This window comes from Streptomyces sp. NBC_01465 (assembly GCF_036227325.1).
Taxonomy (GTDB): Bacteria; Actinomycetota; Actinomycetes; order Streptomycetales; family Streptomycetaceae; genus Streptomyces.
On record NZ_CP109467.1, the window covers coordinates 5,096,171 to 5,112,640 of the forward strand.

13 protein-coding genes are annotated in these 16,470 nt (G+C 71.3%); 9 read left to right on the forward strand and 4 right to left on the reverse strand.

The genetic code is table 11. The features are described 5' to 3' along the window. The first annotated feature begins 133 nt into the window (after window positions 1-133). The 3 genes from mfd to OG707_RS24185 are packed head-to-tail and all read left to right on the forward strand — an operon-like array spanning window position 134 to window position 4,915. Window positions 134-3,667, forward strand: a complete 3,534-nt coding sequence (mfd, locus tag OG707_RS24175) for a transcription-repair coupling factor (protein ID WP_329121666.1) — start codon at window positions 134-136, stop codon at window positions 3,665-3,667. A gap of 38 nt (window positions 3,668-3,705) precedes the next feature. After that, complete coding sequence (locus tag OG707_RS24180) at window positions 3,706-4,128, forward strand: hypothetical protein (protein ID WP_329121667.1); 423 nt, start codon at window positions 3,706-3,708, stop codon at window positions 4,126-4,128. Window positions 4,129-4,147: 19 nt separating this feature from the next. Then, window positions 4,148-4,915 (forward strand): HNH endonuclease family protein, encoded by a 768-nt coding sequence (locus OG707_RS24185; protein ID WP_329121669.1) that lies wholly within the window; start codon window positions 4,148-4,150, stop codon window positions 4,913-4,915. A gap of 58 nt (window positions 4,916-4,973) precedes the next feature. On the opposite strand, the gene OG707_RS24190 is transcribed toward OG707_RS24185, so the two are convergent. Both OG707_RS24190 and OG707_RS24195 read right to left on the reverse strand, forming a co-directional pair. Continuing rightward, window positions 4,974-5,678 (reverse strand): hypothetical protein, encoded by a 705-nt coding sequence (locus OG707_RS24190; protein WP_329121671.1) that lies wholly within the window; start codon window positions 5,676-5,678, stop codon window positions 4,974-4,976. A gap of 47 nt (window positions 5,679-5,725) precedes the next feature. After that, the gene (locus tag OG707_RS24195; protein ID WP_329121674.1) at window positions 5,726-6,190 is read right to left on the reverse strand and encodes a hypothetical protein; all 465 of its coding nucleotides are present in this window, start codon (window positions 6,188-6,190) and stop codon (window positions 5,726-5,728) included. A gap of 175 nt (window positions 6,191-6,365) precedes the next feature. On the opposite strand from OG707_RS24195, the gene OG707_RS24200 reads away from it, so the two are divergent. The 4 genes from OG707_RS24200 to OG707_RS24215 all read left to right on the forward strand — a co-directional run bounded on the left by OG707_RS24200 (window position 6,366) and on the right by OG707_RS24215 (window position 11,574). Then, window positions 6,366-8,417: an N-6 DNA methylase gene (locus tag OG707_RS24200; protein WP_329121676.1), complete on the forward strand. Its 2,052-nt coding sequence runs from the start codon at window positions 6,366-6,368 to the stop codon at window positions 8,415-8,417. A 96-nt stretch (window positions 8,418-8,513) separates the two neighbouring features. Continuing rightward, window positions 8,514-9,071 (forward strand): hypothetical protein, encoded by a 558-nt coding sequence (locus OG707_RS24205; RefSeq protein WP_329121677.1) that lies wholly within the window; start codon window positions 8,514-8,516, stop codon window positions 9,069-9,071. Then, window positions 9,068-10,609 (forward strand): serine/threonine-protein kinase, encoded by a 1,542-nt coding sequence (locus tag OG707_RS24210; RefSeq protein WP_329121678.1) that lies wholly within the window; start codon window positions 9,068-9,070, stop codon window positions 10,607-10,609. The genes OG707_RS24205 and OG707_RS24210 overlap by 4 nt, the downstream gene beginning before the upstream one ends. A 122-nt stretch (window positions 10,610-10,731) precedes the next feature. Continuing rightward, window positions 10,732-11,574, forward strand: a complete 843-nt coding sequence (locus OG707_RS24215; RefSeq protein WP_329121680.1) for a glycoside hydrolase domain-containing protein — start codon at window positions 10,732-10,734, stop codon at window positions 11,572-11,574. 36 nt (window positions 11,575-11,610) lie between these two features. Here the strand turns inward: OG707_RS24215 and OG707_RS24220 are convergent, their stop codons facing one another. Together OG707_RS24220 and OG707_RS24225 are read right to left on the reverse strand one after the other, a co-directional pair. Continuing rightward, entirely contained in the window at window positions 11,611-12,510 is a 900-nt protein-coding gene (locus OG707_RS24220; protein WP_329121682.1) for a class I SAM-dependent methyltransferase, read from the reverse strand. 99 nt (window positions 12,511-12,609) lie between these two features. Further along, the gene (locus OG707_RS24225; RefSeq protein WP_329121685.1) at window positions 12,610-15,054 is read right to left on the reverse strand and encodes a YfhO family protein; all 2,445 of its coding nucleotides are present in this window, start codon (window positions 15,052-15,054) and stop codon (window positions 12,610-12,612) included. Between the two features lie 235 nt (window positions 15,055-15,289). Here OG707_RS24225 and OG707_RS24230 point away from each other — a divergent pair, with 235 nt between their 5' ends. Beyond that, entirely contained in the window at window positions 15,290-15,733 is a 444-nt protein-coding gene (locus OG707_RS24230) for a GtrA family protein (RefSeq protein WP_329121687.1), read from the forward strand. Between the two features lie 59 nt (window positions 15,734-15,792). After that, entirely contained in the window at window positions 15,793-16,446 is a 654-nt protein-coding gene (locus tag OG707_RS24235; RefSeq protein ID WP_329121689.1) for a SurA N-terminal domain-containing protein, read from the forward strand. The last annotated feature ends 24 nt before the right edge of the window (window positions 16,447-16,470 follow it).

The window sequence follows — 16,470 nt, forward strand, 5'->3', positions numbered from 1 at the left end:
CGCGTTGCGCGGGGGTGATCGGGCGGCGGGTGTCAGTCGTGCGTCGTACGCTGGAGGCACCCCGGCCCGTTCGACGTGTCGGGTCCTTCGCGTTGCATCCAGAGTCACGAAACCGGACGGAAAGCCTTCCCCCATGAGCCTGCACGGTCTGCTCGACGCCACTGCCAAGGACCCCGCGCTCGCCGAAGCGGTGAAGGCCGCCACCGACGGGCACCGGATGCACGTCGACCTGGTCGGGCCGCCCGCCGCCCGGCCCTTCGCCGTGGCCGCGCTCGCGCGCGAGACCGGGCGGACCGTGCTCGCCGTCACCGCGACCGGGCGCGAGGCCGAGGACCTGGCCGCGGCTCTGCGCTCGCTGCTGCCCGAGGACGGCGTCGCCGAGTACCCGTCGTGGGAGACGCTCCCGCACGAGCGGCTCTCCCCGCGCAGTGACACCGTCGGGCGGCGCATCGCGATCCTGCGGCGCCTCGCGCACCCCAGCAAGGACGACCCGGCCGCGGGGCCGATCAGCGTGATCGTGGCTCCGGTGCGTTCCGTGCTGCAGCCGCAGGTGCAGGGGCTCGGCGACCTGGAGCCGGTGGCGCTGCGCTCCGGGCAGAGCGCCGACCTGGGCGAGATCACGGCGGCGCTCGCGGCGGCCGCGTACGCCCGGGTCGAACTCGTCGAGAAACGCGGGGAGTTCGCCGTACGCGGTGGGATTCTTGACGTCTTCCCGCCCACCGAGGAGCACCCGCTGCGCGTGGAGTTCTGGGGCGACGAGGTCGAGGAGATCCGCTACTTCAAGGTCGCCGACCAGCGGTCCCTGGAGGTCGCCGAGCACGGGCTCTGGGCGCCGCCCTGCCGGGAGCTGCTGCTGACGGATCAGGTGAAGGAGCGGGCCGCCGCGCTGGCGGAGGCCCACCCGGAGCTCGGGGAACTGCTCGGGAAGATCGCCGAGGGGATCGCCGTCGAGGGCATGGAGTCGCTGGCTCCGGTGCTCGTCGACGACATGGAGCTGCTCATCGATGTGCTTCCGGCCGGGTCCATGTCCGTCGTCTGCGACCCGGAGCGGGTGCGGACCCGGGGCGCTGACCTGGTGGCGACGTCGCAGGAGTTCCTGCAGGCGTCGTGGGCGGCGAGCGCGGGCGGCGGCGAGGCGCCGATCGACGTGGGCGCGGCCTCGCTCTGGTCGATCGCGGACGTACGGGACCGGGCGCGCGAGCTGGGGATGATGTGGTGGTCCGTATCGCCGTTCGCCGCCGATGACGCGGACCTGGACGAAGACACCCTCAAGCTGGGGATGCACGCTCCGGAGACGTACCGCGGGGACACCGCGCGGGCGCTCGCCGACACCAAGGGGTGGCTGGCCGACGGCTGGCGGGTCGTGTACGTCACCGAGGGGCACGGGCCGGCCGCCCGTACCGTCGAAGTCCTCGGCGGAGAGGGCATCGCGGCCCGACTCGACGCAGAACTGGGGGAGTTGACGCCCTCTGTGGTGCATGTGGCGTGCGGTGCGATCGACTTCGGGTTCATCGACCCGGACCTGAAGGTCGCCGTACTGACCGAGACCGACCTCACCGGCCAGCGCACCGCCACCAAGGACCTGGGCCGGATGCCCACGCGCCGGCGCAAGACCATCGACCCGCTGACGCTGGAGGCCGGGGACTACATCGTCCACGAGCAGCACGGCGTCGGCCGCTACGTCGAGATGGTCCAGCGCACCGTGCAGGACGCGACGCGCGAGTACCTGCTCGTCGAGTACGCGCCTGCCAAGCGCGGGCAGCCCGGTGACCGGCTCTACATCCCCACCGATCAGCTGGAGCAGGTCACCAAGTACGTCGGCGGCGAGGCCCCGACCCTGCACCGGCTCGGCGGCGCGGACTGGACCAAGACCAAGGCGCGCGCCAAGAAGGCCGTCAAGGAGATCGCCGCCGACCTGATCAAGCTGTACTCGGCGCGGATGGCGGCCCCCGGGCACGCCTTCGGTCCCGACACGCCCTGGCAGCGGGAGCTGGAGGACGCCTTCCCGTACGCGGAGACGCCCGACCAGCTCTCCACGATCGCCGAGGTCAAGGAGGACATGGAGAAGACGGTCCCGATGGACCGCCTGGTCTGCGGCGACGTCGGGTACGGCAAGACGGAGATCGCGGTGCGGGCCGCGTTCAAGGCCGTGCAGGACGGGAAGCAGGTCGCTGTTCTCGTACCGACGACGCTGCTCGTGCAGCAGCACTTCGGTACGTTCACCGAGCGCTACTCCCAATTCCCGGTTGTCGTGCGGGCGTTGAGCCGATTCCAGACCGACAGTGAGGCGAAGGCCGTCCTTGAGGGGCTGAAGGACGGGTCGATCGACCTCGTCATCGGCACGCATCGGCTCTTCTCCTCCGAGACGAAGTTCAAGGACCTCGGGCTCGTCATCGTCGACGAGGAGCAGCGCTTCGGCGTCGAGCACAAGGAGCAGCTGAAGAAGCTCCGCGCCAATGTGGACGTCCTGACGATGTCCGCGACCCCGATCCCCAGGACCCTGGAGATGGCGGTCACCGGCATCCGCGAGATGTCGACGATCACCACGCCGCCGGAGGAGCGCCACCCGGTGCTGACCTTCGTCGGTCCGTACGAGGAGAAGCAGATCGGCGCCGCCATCCGGCGTGAACTGCTGCGCGAGGGCCAGGTCTTCTACATCCACAACCGGGTCGAGTCGATCGACCGGGCCGCGGCGAGGCTGCGCGAGATCGTGCCGGAGGCGCGCATCCAGACCGCGCACGGACAGATGGGCGAGACGGCCCTGGAGCAGGTCGTCGTCGACTTCTGGGAGAAGAAGTTCGACGTGCTGGTCTCGACGACGATCGTCGAGTCGGGCATCGACATCTCCAACGCCAACACCCTCATCGTCGAGCGCGGCGACAACTTCGGGCTTTCGCAACTCCACCAGCTGCGCGGACGCGTGGGCCGTGGCCGCGAGCGCGGCTACTCCTACTTCCTGTACCCGCCGGAGAAGCCGCTGACCGAGACCGCGCACGAGCGGCTCGCGACGATCGCCCAGCACACCGAGATGGGCGCGGGCATGTACGTGGCGATGAAGGACCTGGAGATCCGCGGCGCGGGAAACCTGCTCGGCGGCGAGCAGTCCGGGCACATCGCGGGCGTCGGCTTCGACCTGTACATCCGCATGGTGGGCGAGGCCGTGGCCGACTACCGCTCGGCCGTCGACGGGACCGAGGAGGAGGAAGCGCCCCTCGAGGTCAAGATCGAGCTGCCGGTCGACGCACACGTCCCGCACGACTACGCGCCCGGCGAGCGGCTGCGCCTCCAGGCCTACCGGGCCATCGCGTCGGCCACCACCGAGGACGACGTCAAGGCCGTACGCGAAGAGCTCACCGACCGCTACGGCAAGCTGCCCGAGCCGGTCGAGAACCTCCTCCTGGTCGCGGGTCTGCGGATGCTGGCGCGTGCGTGCGGGGTCGGCGAGATCGTGCTGCAGGGTCCCAACATCCGCTTCGCACCGGTGGAGTTGAGGGAGTCGCAGGAGCTGCGGCTCAAGCGGCTCTATCCGCGGACCGTCATCAAGCCGACCGTCCACCAGATCCTGGTGCCGCGTCCGACGGCGGGGAAGATCGGCGGGAAGCCGGTCGTCGGCCGTGAACTCCTGGCCTGGACGGGGGAGTTCCTGGCGACGATCCTGGGGTCGTAACCGGGCGCGGGGGAGCGGGCATGGGGGAGGGGCGGACGATGCAGGGACGCGACGGGCCGAAGACGATCGTGGTGCGCATCGCGGTCGCCGCGGTGCTGGTGCTCACCATCGGGTTCCTGTCCTGGGCGGCGATGCTGCGGCTGGCGATCCTGCGCCGGACGCGGCGGGACTGGCTGCTGTTCTGGGCCTCGGCGGTGGTGACCGTGGTGTGCGTGGCGATGCTGGAGGAGCGCTTCAAGGACAGCTGGGTCTCCAACACCGGGATGATCGTGCTCCTGGTGCAGATGGCCGCGGTCGCCGTCCACTACGTCGTCGCCGACACCCGCTTCCACCGGAACCCGGTGTGGGCGCCGGGGTTGTACATTCCGCCACCGGCGCGCACCGGGCAGTCCATCGAGCTCCGGCGCGCCGAGCTGGACGAACTGTCGCAGTACCTCCGGAAGGATGGCAGCGGCCGTTGACCCGCATAGGGTGTCGGACATGCGTCGACTCGGGATACGTACCGCACTTGTCTTCTGCACCGTCAGTTCGGTTGCCCTCATCGCGGGGTGCGAGTCCACGACGGTGGGCGGGACCACCGGCGGGGCTCCGGGCACGGGGGCCCCGGCCGGAACGTACGGCACCAGTCCGCTCGACAATCCGGACGGTACGAAGCCGGGTCTGGCCCCGCTGACCTCCGCGGCCGACAAGGCGGCGGCCCGGAAGATCATCGAGAAGGTGGCCACCAAGGGGCGCGGTCCCAAGACCGGTTACGACCGGGACAAGTTCGGCAGCGCCTGGCTGGACACGGCCGACGGAGTGCCGCTGGCCCGCAACGGGTGCGACACCAGGAACGATCTGCTGAAGCGGGACGGCAAGGACCTCACGTACCGCGGGACGAAGAAGTGCGTCGTGATGTCGATGACGCTGAACGACCCGTACACCGGCAAGCCGATCGACTGGAAGAAGGCGAAGGCGTCGATCGTCCAGATCGACCATGTGATGCCGCTGTCCTACGACTGGCAGATGGGCGCCGCCCGCTGGGACACCGCCAAGCGCAAGCAGATCGCCAACGATCCGCTCAACCTGATCCCGGTGGACGGGCCTTCGAACGGTTCCAAGAGCGACTCGGGTCCGGCGTCCTGGCTGCCCCCGTACAAGCCGATCCGCTGCTCCTACGCGGTGCGCTTCGCGCAGGTCTCGCTGAAGTACGGGCTGCCGGTGACGGCTCCCGACAAGGCGACGATGCTCACCCAGTGCGGGGGCTGATCCCCTCAGCCCCCGCACCTTCCCAGGTCCCCCCTGGCTTGTGGTGGTGCTGGTTCCGCTAGTTCCCCAGGTCCACGATGTCCTTCTTGGCCGGGGCCTTGGCGCCGACCGGCTTGTCGAAGCCGGAGAAGGCGAGCGTGGACGGCTGGTCGCCGCCGGCGACGGTGAGCTTCAGGAGATAGGGCGTGCCCTCGGTGGCGACGTGCATCGTGTACGTCTCCTTGCCGTCCTTCTCCGTGAGCGTGGCCGCCTTCTGGCCGTCGACCGTGGTGTCCTTGCCCTTCTCGGCCGCCGTGTCGGTGGGGTCGAAGGTGCCGAGCAGCTCGTCGATGCTGCACATGGAGGCGAGGTCCTTGATGTCCGCGTCGGACGAGGTCGTCTTCACCCAGTGGCCGACGAGCATCTTCACCGCCGCGTCGGTGTCGGCCTTCGCCTCGCCCTTGCTCTGTGAACGCAGCAGCTTCTCGTCGTAGCTCATGTAGACGGTCTTTCCCGTCTTGATGAGGCCCATGGAGCCCTGGCCGTCGAGCCCTATGGAGCCCTTGCAGTCGCCCTTGCGGTCGATGGCCAGGTCGACGGTGATGTCGCCTTCCTTGGGGTCGCTGACGTTGCCCTTCACGGTGAAGGAGGTGGCGGCCCTGTTGGCCTTGATCGCCTTGGTGGCGAGGTCGCCGCCGTCGCCCTCGCCCGAGAAGGGGTTGCAGGCGGTGAGGGCCGCTGCGGCGGTGAGGCAGAGGGCGGTCGTGGCGAGGGTGCGGCGCATGGTGGATTTCCCCCCAAGGGAAAGGTGTGTCGGTGGTGTCGGGGTGATCAGAATTCGCTGTTGGTGATCGTCTCGCCGGTGGCGTCGTAGACGGTGACGAGACCGTTCTTGCTGTGCTTCCAGTCCTTGAAGGCCGAAGTGATCAGCTCGGAGGGGGCTGCGCCCTCGCCCATCAGTCCGCCGGTGAAGTCGGTGTAGATGTCGGCGGTGTCCATGATGTCGTTCTGCTTGTCGGCACCCTGGACCTTGGTGATGTGGGTGACGGCGGCCTTCTCCTTGGCGGAGCCGTTCTTGTTCACGAACGCCTTGAACTGGTCGGCCTGGGAGCCTGCCGCCTTCTTCTCGGGCTGCTTCGAGGTCTTCTTGTCCGCCTTCTTGCCGGCGGTGTCGGAGACCGAAGTGCCCTTGTCGGAGGAGCTGTTGCTGCCCTTGTCGTCGGTCGCCGCCGAGCAGGCGCTGATGACGACGATGCCCGCGACGACGCCCAGTGCGACCTTGGCCTTGATGCCCATGGCTGTTCTCCCCCGCTTGTGAACCGGCTCCGTGTGAACCGATGGGTCAATAGAAGCAGTGACTGTGAACCGAGTCAACACGGTTCACGGGTTTTCTTGGGTTCACGCTGTGAAGGGGGTTCTGCTCGACGTACGGCTATGCTTGGCGCCACAGACGTACGAGGGGAGCAGCCGCATGCCGGAGAGCACGGCAGAGGTGACCGCCGCCGGGATCGCCCGGCTCGCGGGAGTGGGCAGGGCGGCCGTCAGCAACTGGCGGCGCCGGCACGCCGACTTCCCCAAGCCGGTCGGCGGCACCGAGACCAGCCCCTCCTTCGCGCTCCCCGAGGTCGAGCAGTGGCTCCGCGACCAGGGGAAACTGGCCGAAGTCCCGCTCCGCGAGCGCGTCTGGCAGGAGCTGGCGGGCGACCCCGCGGGCGCCGTCACCGCCCTGCGTCACGCGGGCTGCGCGCTCCTTCTCGTACGGGAACGGCCGCGCGCCTGGCTGAAGGTCGCCGCCGTCTCCGACGAACAGCTCGCCCGGGTCCTGCCGACCGCCCTCACCGAGGTGCTCGCCGCCCGCTTCGGCGCCCCGTCCCCTGTGAACACCCCCACCGCCGAGGACCTGCTCCCCTCCGTCCCCCTCCTGCGCGCCGCCGCCGAACTGGCCGCCGAGACCGGGGCGTCCGAGGCCTTCGAGTTCCTCCTCGGCCGCCACCTCGACGCCAACCCCCGGCAGTACACGCTCACCCCGCAGGGGCCCGCCGAGCTGATGGCCGCCCTGGCCTCGCCCGCCGCAGGCCCCGCGGCCAGGACCGTCCTCGACCCCGCATCCGGCACCGGCTCCCTGCTCCGCGCCGTACGAGAGCCCACCGCGCTCCACGCCCAGGAGGCCGACGGCGAACTCGCCGCCCTCACCGCGCTGCGCCTCGCCCTGCACTCCGGCGCCGAGGTCCACGTCAGGACCGGCGACACCCTGCGCGCGGATGCCTTCGGGCAGCTCGCGGTCGACGCGGTGCTCTGCCACCCGCCGTTCAACGAGCGCAACTGGGGCCACGACGAACTGGCCTACGACCCGCGCTGGGCGTACGGCTTCCCGGCCCGTACGGAGTCCGAACTGGCCTGGGTCCAGCACGCGTTGGCCCACCTGCGCGAGGGCGGCACCGCCGTCCTCCTGATGCCCCCGGCCGTCGCCTCCCGCCGCTCGGGCCGCCGCATCCGCGCCGACCTGCTGCGCCGCGGCGCCCTGCGCGCCGTCGTCGCCCTGCCCGCCGGCGCCGCGCCCCCGTACGGCATCCCGCTCCACCTCTGGGTGCTGCGCCGCCCCGGCGCCGGTCAGCCGCCCGCACCCCAGGTGCTGCTCGTCGACGCGGCGGGCGGCAGCGAGACCGGCCGCGAGAAGCTGTCCTGGCCCGCCGTGCAGAGCACGGTCCTGGACGCCTGGGGCCCCTTCGACCGCACCGGCACCGCCGAGGAGCGGCCCGGGGTGAGCCGGGTGCTGCCCGTCATCGAACTCCTCGACGACGACGTGGACCTGGCCCCGGCCCGCCACCTCCCGCCCCCGGCCGGCGACCGGGGCGCCGCCGCGCTCGATGCCGTACGCGAACAGCTGGCCGACACCCTGCGGCGCACCACCGAGCTCACCCCGCGGCCCGCCGACCCGGTGGCGCAGCCCGAGCACCGTACGCTCACCACCGTCGGTGAACTCGCGCGCGCGGGCGCCCTGTTGCTGCGCGCGGGAGGCACCGGCGCCTCGCCCGACGGCGGCGGCGCACCCGTCCTCACCGAGCACGACGTCCTCGCCGGTACGGGGCCTTCCGGCACGCTGCCCGAGGGCCCCGCCGAGGAACCGGTGCGCACCGAGGCGGGCGACGTGGTGGTGCCCGTGCTCGGCGGCGGCTCCGTGGCCCGCGTCGTCGACGAGGCCACCGCCGGCGCCGCGCTCGGCCGCAATCTGCATCTGCTGCGGCCCGATCCGTCGACGCTCGACCCCTGGTTCCTCGCCGGATTCCTGCGCGGCACCGCCAACCACCGCCGCGCCAGCAGCTATGCGTCGACCTCCACCCGGCTCGACGTCCGCCGCCTGGAGCTGCCGCGCATCCCGCTCGCCGAACAGCGGCACTACGGCGAGCGCTTCCGCGATCTGGCCCGCTTCGAGGACGCGCTGAGGACGGCGGGAAGGCTCGGCGAACAGCTGGTGCAGGGGCTCTACGACGGACTGACGGACGGCACCGTGGCACCGCGGTAACCAGTTGCACAACGGTTCCGTACAACCCTGGGCCCGTTGTCGGTGTCGGTGTATACGCTCGTAGGCCTCAGTTCAGAACGTCCCCCAGGAGCAGCCATGTACGGCCCGGCGCCGTCCATCGACAACGGCAACAACGGTGTGCGCATCACCGTGCGTGTGCTCCTGAGCGCCTGCGCCGTGCTCACGTGCGGAATGCTCTCCTGCGTCCCGCTGTTCAGGATCGCCTTCCTGCGCCGCCGCTGGTGGGACTGGGCGCTGGCCGGGCTGAGCGTGCCGCTGGGCGTCGGCTGCATCGCGGTGGTCGGCTCGGTGCCCGAGACGGACCACCGGGGCGACTGGGCCCTGGGTGCGGCGCTGGTGCTGGCCGTGGCCAGCGTGGCGTACTACCTCGCCATGGACGTACGCCTTCCCTATGCCGCTCCGCGCCAACAGCCGGTCCCCGGACCGTACTTCAGCCCGCAGACCACGCTCGGCCAGTACGGCCCCTACCAGCCGTACGCGGACACCGTGCCCGTCGTGCCGGCCCCCCAGCCCCAGACCCAGCCCCAGCAGCCCGTGCCACCGCCCCGAATAGACCAGGTGCGCGCCGAGCTCGACGAACTCAGCGATCTCCTCCGCAAGAAGCCCGACGGCCGCGAGGGGCAGGGCCGTTGACCGGCGGCCGCGTCATCGCGGGGCGCTACGAACTGGCCACCGTCATCGGCCAGGGCGGCATGGGCCAGGTCTGGACGGCGTACGACCAGCGGCTCGACCGCAGGGTCGCCGTCAAACTGCTGCGCCCCGACCGGGTCGCGGGCGCGGCCGACGCCGAAGAGCTGCGCCGCCGCTTCGTCCGCGAGTGCCGGGTCACCGCCCAGGTCGACCACCCCGGCCTCGTCACCGTCCATGACGCGGGCAGCGACGGAGACGACCTCTACCTCGTCATGCAGTACGTCGAGGGCGCCGACCTCGCCGACCACCTCGCCGAGCACGAGCCGTACCCCTGGCCGTGGGCTGCCGCGGTCGCCGCCCAGCTGTGCGCGGTGCTCTCCGCCGTGCACGCGGTGCCGATCGTCCACCGCGACCTCAAGCCGCGCAATGTGATGGTGAAGCCCGACGGCACCGTCACCGTCCTCGACCTCGGCGTCGCCTCCGTCCTGGACACCGACACCACCCGCCTCACCCACACCGGATCACCGATCGGCAGCCCCGCCTACATGGCGCCCGAGCAGGCGATGGGCGGTGCGGTGGGCCCGTACACCGACCTCTACGCCCTCGGTGTGCTCCTGCACGAACTCCTCAGCGGGGACGTGCCGTTCTCGGGATCGACCGTGCTCGGCGTCCTCCACCGCCATCTCTACGAGCCGCCGCAGCCGGTCCGCCAGATCAGGCCCGAGGTGCCCCCGCCGCTCGAAGCCCTCGTCCTGCGGCTGCTCGCCAAGGACCCCCAGCACCGGCCCGCCTCCGCCCAGGAGGTGTACGAACTGCTGGCCCCGCTGCTGCCCGCCCGCACCGTCCCGCCCGGCCCTTCGTCCGGCCCGCTCGACCCCACACGCCCCTTCCTGCGCCCGCACGCCCCCTGGCCGGACCGCGCCGCGACCCCGCCGCCCCCCGCGCAGCCGCCGGCCGTGCCGGGCGACGGCAGGCCCGATGTCGCGGCCGCCGTCGACGAGGTGAAGCAGCTGCTCGGCGAGGGCCGCATCACCCAGGCCGTGGACATCCTCGGCTCGATCCTCCCGGCCGCCGCCGAGGAGCACGGCGAGAAGTCCCCGGTGGTCCGCATCCTGCGCAAGCAGTACGCGGCGACGCTGATGGACGACGGCCAGTACCGCCGCGCCCTGCCCGAGCTGCGCCGCCTCGCCGAGGACCGCGCGGCGGAGTCGGGCATCGCGGACCCGCAGGCGCTGCAGTTCCGCTTCGACGCCGCCCAGTGCCTGGAGCAGCTGGGGGAAGCTGCCGCTGCACTGGCCGAGTACCGTGCGGTCCTGCCGTACTACGAGAACGCGTACGCGACCGGAAACGATCCCGCCCGCGCCTTCGAAATCCGCCACCGCATCGGCCACTTGCTGCTCGCGCTCGGCGACCACACGGCGGCGCACCACCAGCTGCAGGCCCTGCTGTACGACACCGAGCGGGCGTACGGGCCGCACCACCCGCTCCCCGTCGATCTGCGCCGGTCGCTGGAGCGGCACCGCGAGATGCGGCGGGCGTAAAGGTCCGTACAAGAAGCCCTCAAGATCGCCTCCGGCCCCTGTTCTTCACAACCTCCCCACCGGCACCATCGGTTCGATTCCCTGCCCTGCCCCTGTCTGGAGCCCCCTTGTCCCTGCACCGCATGTCGAAGAGACGCCGCTACATAGCCTGGGCGGCCGGCGGCGTGACCGTCCTCGCGGGCGCCGGGGTGACCGCGTACGCCACCGTGTCGACGCCCACCCTCTCCAACACCTCGGCGGCGGCCCGCCCCAAGCCGGCCGTCTTCACCGGCAACGCGTTCGACGCCTGCACCGCCCCGTCGCTCGCCGCGATGAAGGCCTGGCGCACGAGCTCCACCTACCGGGGCGCCGCCGTCTACATCGGCGGCAAGAACCGCGGCTGCGCCCAGCCCAACCTGACCGCGTCCTGGGTCAAGTCCGTGGACGCGGTGGGCTGGAAGCTCATCCCGCTGTACGTCGGCGCCCAGCCGCCGTGCCAGACCAGCACCCTCAACGAGAAGATGACGACCACCAACGCCGCGTCGCTCGGCGCCACCGACGGCAACGACGCGATCGCCAAGGCGGCCGCGCTCAACATGAAGCCGGGCAGTGCGCTCTACCTCGACATGGAGTCGTACGACATCACCAACACCGCCTGCAACACCGCGGTGATCGCCTACGTCAAGGCCTGGGACCACGCCCTGCACGCCAAGGGCTACTGGGCCGGCTTCTACGGCTTCTCGACCACCAGCGCCAAGGCCGTCGTCAACACGACGAACCACAGCGAGATCCCCGACGTCCTCTGGTACGCCAAGTACGACAACGTCAACTCGACGACGACGGGCTTCCCCTTCGACGCCACGCGCTGGACGGGCCACCGCCGCGGTCACCAGTACGCGGTCAACGCGAAGGTGAGCCACGGCGGTTACACGATCACCCTCGACCGCGACGCGTGGGACGCGCCGGTCGCGATCATCGCGAAGTAACGCGGGCTGTCCGAAGCCCCTCCTGCGGGCGCCCGCTCAGCGCGCCCGCAGGAACGCGGACGTGGCGACCTGGCCGACCTTCTTCAGCCGGGTGTCGCCCGCCAGGTGCTTCTCCATCGCCTCGCCGACGCCCGCCCAGTTCGGGTCCCCGCAGTCGTCGAGTACGACGATGCCGCCCGGTGCCACGATCTCCTCGACCCATTCCAGGTCGGCGAGGACGCCCTCGAACGAGTGGTCGCCGTCCACGATGATCACGCCGTACTCGCGGTCGGCCGCCTGCGCCCGTACGTCCGGGTCGCCGGAGAAGCCCTGGACGATGCGCGCCTCCGCACCCGTACGGCCGCCGCCGAGCAGGAGGTTGGCGCGTACGACGTCCTCGCGCACCGGGGTCCCGGTCACATCGGCGCGCTCCGTGGTGCCCGGCTGGAGCTGGGAGCCGGCCAGCGGGTCGACGATCGTGAGGCGCGCCTCGACGCCCGAGCGGTGCATCATGCGGCTGAGCGCGGCCGAGAACATTCCGTACAGCGTGCCGATCTCCAGGATGTCGGCGTTCGGCGGCTTCAGGAGCGGGACGGTGGCGAGCTTTCCGCAGATGTTGGAGGTGCCGCCCGCGAGGCGGCCGACGCCGAGCGCCTCCAGGGCGACCACATTGCGGTAGGCGACGGTGGCGTTGCGGCGGGCGAGCGCCTCGTTCTCGACGACCGCGGCGATCTCCGCCACGAGGGAGTTCATCTGTGCGGCGTCGGGCATCCGGTGGATTCCGCGGCCGGTCGAGTCGACCAGCAGCTTCAGGGCGTAGCTGCTGCGGCGCATGGCCTTCAGCTCGCTCTGGGCTGCGGTCAGCTCGCCCCGGAGGGTGGTGAGCTCGCGCCGGACGTCGCCGGTGAGGGCCTTCTGTGCGCGCCGGACCAGCCGGGAACGCAGGGGTGCAGGCATGAGTGAAATCGCTTCCGGCAAAGGGGAGTTGGGGGCTCCGACGGGTGGCTGATCGGCGACCGTACGCCGTGTGTCCGCGCTGTGGGCCACCTGTGCGCACTACGCGGATGAACTCTTCGTGACCGTCCGGCGGCGGGCGAGCGCGACCGGGACAAGACCGGTCGCGAGCAGCCCGAGGAGCGCGAGCGCGCCGGTCCACAGCCCCGCCGTCAGCCCCGGCGGCCGGAAGGTGCAGCCGACCGAGGCGGCGGAACCGTCCAGGGGTACGGAGACCAGACCCAGGTAGCCCGCGGCCGGGCGGTCGGGTCCGTCACCGGCGCGGCAGCTCCAGCCCTCGACGGCCGGCATCGCGAAGACCGCCGTGCCCCGGGACCCGGGCGGCAGTTCGGCCCGTATCGAGGTGTCCGTGACGTGGACGGAGGTGGCGCCCGTCGCCCTCAGACGGTCAACGGCCGTGGTGAGCGCGGCCGGATCCAGGCAGCCGGTCAGCCCGTCGCGCGGGCCGTGGACCGCCACTTTGCCGGGCGCGGTGCCCAGCGGCTGGAGTGCGGCGCGGCGGGCGGGGAGGCCGCCGCGCATACCGGCCGAGTCGGTGCCCAGGCCTGCCTCGCCGAAGTAGTTCGGCGCCCACAGGAAGACCTGGGTGCCGGCCGGGCACTTCACCCCGCGGCCGCTCTGTACGTACACCTTCGCGCCGAGCAGCGCCTCCTGGTTGCGGAAGGGCGAAGGCGTGAAGTGGGGCCGCGGCCCCGGCGGCCGTACGGTCACCAGCGGCGGCACCGTCTCCCGGCTCACCGTCGTGGGCCCGCCCTTCTCCCAGTGCGCCCGCGCCCCGACCGCGAAGATCGCGTCGGTGACCGGGTTGTCGAGGCTCTGCAGATTGCGCCCGCGCGAGGTCCAGCCGCCGCCGAGCGCCGCCAGGGTCCGGGTGAGGACGTCAGGGGTCATGCTGCTGTAGTACGCGCCGCCCTGCCCGCCCACCAACAGCGGGTCGTTTCCGGTGAGTTGGGTGCGTCCGGGGTCGCTGCGGTAGCCGGGCCAGCCGTCCGTACCGCTCACCGCCCGGGCGCGGGCCGTGTGCTCCGCGCCCCAGACGGGGTAGTCGTCCAGCCGCGCCAGCCGCTCCCGGTCCCCGTACGCGACCGTCACCGCCGCCTGCCCGACCAGGGCGGCCACGAGCAGCAGCGCGGAGATCCGCCCGAAACCGCGGCGGCGCCCGATCAGCAGTCCCGCCGCCGAGGCCGCGAGGCCCGCCGCGAAGACCGGATACGTCCAGTGCGAGACGAGCTTCTCGCTGAAGGCGGCTCCGGCAGCGGCCAGCAGCAGCACCCCGCCGCCGCCGAACAGCGCACGCCGGCCGGGGAGTTCGTACGACACACAGCTCCAGGCGGTGATCACCAGAATGCCGCAGAGGACGAAGGTCTCGCGGTACGGGCTGCCGTTCGGGGTGACGAAGGCGTGCCACATGAGATGGGTCGGCTTCCACTGCAGCGAGAGCGCGACGAGGACGGCGAGCGCGGGCCAGGCGTACCGCTCGCGGACGGGCACGGCCCGGTGGAAGGCCAGCGCGCAGGCGAGCAGCAGCGTGCCCGAACCGACGAAGAGGGCGGGGGAGGAGAAGGCGTACGTGGCCGGGAGCAGCCGGGCGAGGAAGCCGGGGAGACCGACGGGGCGGAACTCCGTGGTCCGACCGGGGTAGGCGTTCTTCGTGCCGAGGTAGACGGTGAAGAGGAGGGGAGCGGAGAGCGCGATGCCGATGACCACGGACCGGGCGGCGCGCAGGAGTGCGCGCATCCGGTTCCGTATCTCCGGCTCCTCCAGCACCAGCCGCACCACCAGCACCAACCCGGCGCCGATGGTCGCCATGTACGCGGTGTAGAAGTTCGCCGTCCAGGCGAGCGCGACGACCAGCGGCCCCACCACCCGGTGCCGCCCCGTCCGCGCCCACTCCCCGACCAGGCAGAGCAGCGGGAAGGCGATGAGCCCGTCCAGCCACATCGTGTTGTACGTGCCCTCCAGGATCGACCACCCGCAGAGCGCGTACGACGCTCCGAGCACCCCCGCGAGCCACCGGTGCCGGCCGCGGTCGTGCAGGGCGAGCAGCAGCACGGTCATCGCGGCTGCGGCGGAGGCCATCTTCAGCACGGTGACCACATAGACGGCGAGGTCGATGCGGTCGCGCGGGAAGAGCCCGACCAGGAGGGCGAAGGGGCTGCTGAGATACGTACCGAGGTCGGGCAGGAAGGAAGTGCCGTACCCGGACTGCCAGTTGAACAGCAGCCCGCCGTCCGCGCGGCCGTGGAGGAGGTCCCAGAGGTGCGCGTGGAAGGGAACGTACTCATTGCCCAGGTCGTTCACACTGCGCCGGTGGTGCCCGAACGGAGCGACCCGCGCGACGGCGTCGGCGCCGCAGACGGCGACGACCGTGATCAGTGCGGCCAGGCCGGCCGCACGGGCGCGCGGCCGCGTGCGGGGCGAGGGCGCGGCCGGGGCGTCGGACCGGCGGGGGCGGGGGAGGCGACGGGTGGCCTGGAGCGTGGGCATCGGAATCCTTCTGCGGGGCGACGACGCCGAATATGCCGGACCGATGCGGACAAAACCGCGGGTGCGGAACGCAGTTCATCCAATGGTCGCCGCGCGGTCATCCGGGCCGGGGCCCGGTGATGGTGCCGGAGGGCACGGTCGGGGAGGATGGGGCGGTATCCCCGTAGGAATCCCTGCAGGAATCCCTGCAGGAATCAGGACGAGAGCCCCCGCAGCCCCCGGAGTCCGTGCGCCCATGACCCTGACCGCCACCGCACCGATAGTGCAGATGGTCCGCTTCGCCATGGTCGGCGCGGTCAACACCGGCACGTACTACGTCTGCTACCTGCTCCTGCTGAAGGAGCTCCCGTATCTCGCGGCGCACATTCTGGCGTTCTGCCTCGCGATGGTCGGCTCGTTCTTCCTCAACGCGTACTTCACGTACCGCATCCGTCCGACCTGGCGGAAGTTCCTGCTCTTCCCGCTCACCAACGCGGCCAACTTCGTGATCACGACCTTCGGTGTGTACGCCCTGGTCGATCTGGCCCATTTCAGCAGCACTTGGGCCCCTCTGGCCGCCGCGGTTGCCGCCATTCCCATTACTTTTGTCGTTTCGCGGACGATCATGCTCCGCCCCGACAACCGTCAAGCCTCCGAATCGTTGGGCGAATCAGTGGCCCAGACCACGCCGACTGCCTAACATCGATCACCGCAAGACTTTGTGCACCGCCGCACAATCTCGCCGCTCGGGAGGCTCCTTTGCACCGCCGCCGTCGCACTGCGCTCTCCGTCTCCGCCGCGCTCCTCTGCGCGGCCCCATTCCTCGCCGCCTGCGGCAGCGACGCCCATCCGGGAGCCGCGGCCGTGGTCGGAGGGCAGCGGATCGAGGTCTCCTCGGTGCAGGCCCAGGTCAAGGACGTACGGACGGCGCAGTCGGAGTCCGCGAACGCCGCGGACCTGGTGAAGAACACCGGCCAGCTCGGCCGCGCCAAGCTGCACACCCTGATCCTCGACCGGGTGCTCGACCGCGCCGCGTCCGAAGCGGGGATCACGGTCTCCCGCAAGGAGATCCAGGACGTCCGCAAGTCGTGGGTGCAGCAGGCGGGCAGCGAGGCGAAGGTGGAGCAGACGCTGCTCCAGCAGAACGGCATCGCCCCCTCGCAGGTCGACGACTTCGCGCGGGAGCAGGTCCTTGTGGGCAAGCTGTCGAGCTCGCTGGGCGTGGACCCCACCTCGCAGGAGGGCAACAAGGCGCTGACGGACGCGCTCGCCGAGGCCTCCAAGCAGCTGAAGATCGACGTCAATCCGCGCTACGGAACCTGGGACAACCAGAAGGTGGCGCTGGCCGACTACAAGACCCCGTGGATCACGCAGGTGACCAAGGAGGCCCAGCCGGCCCAGACGGGCGCCTGACCGGCTGCTCTTTCGGACGACGCC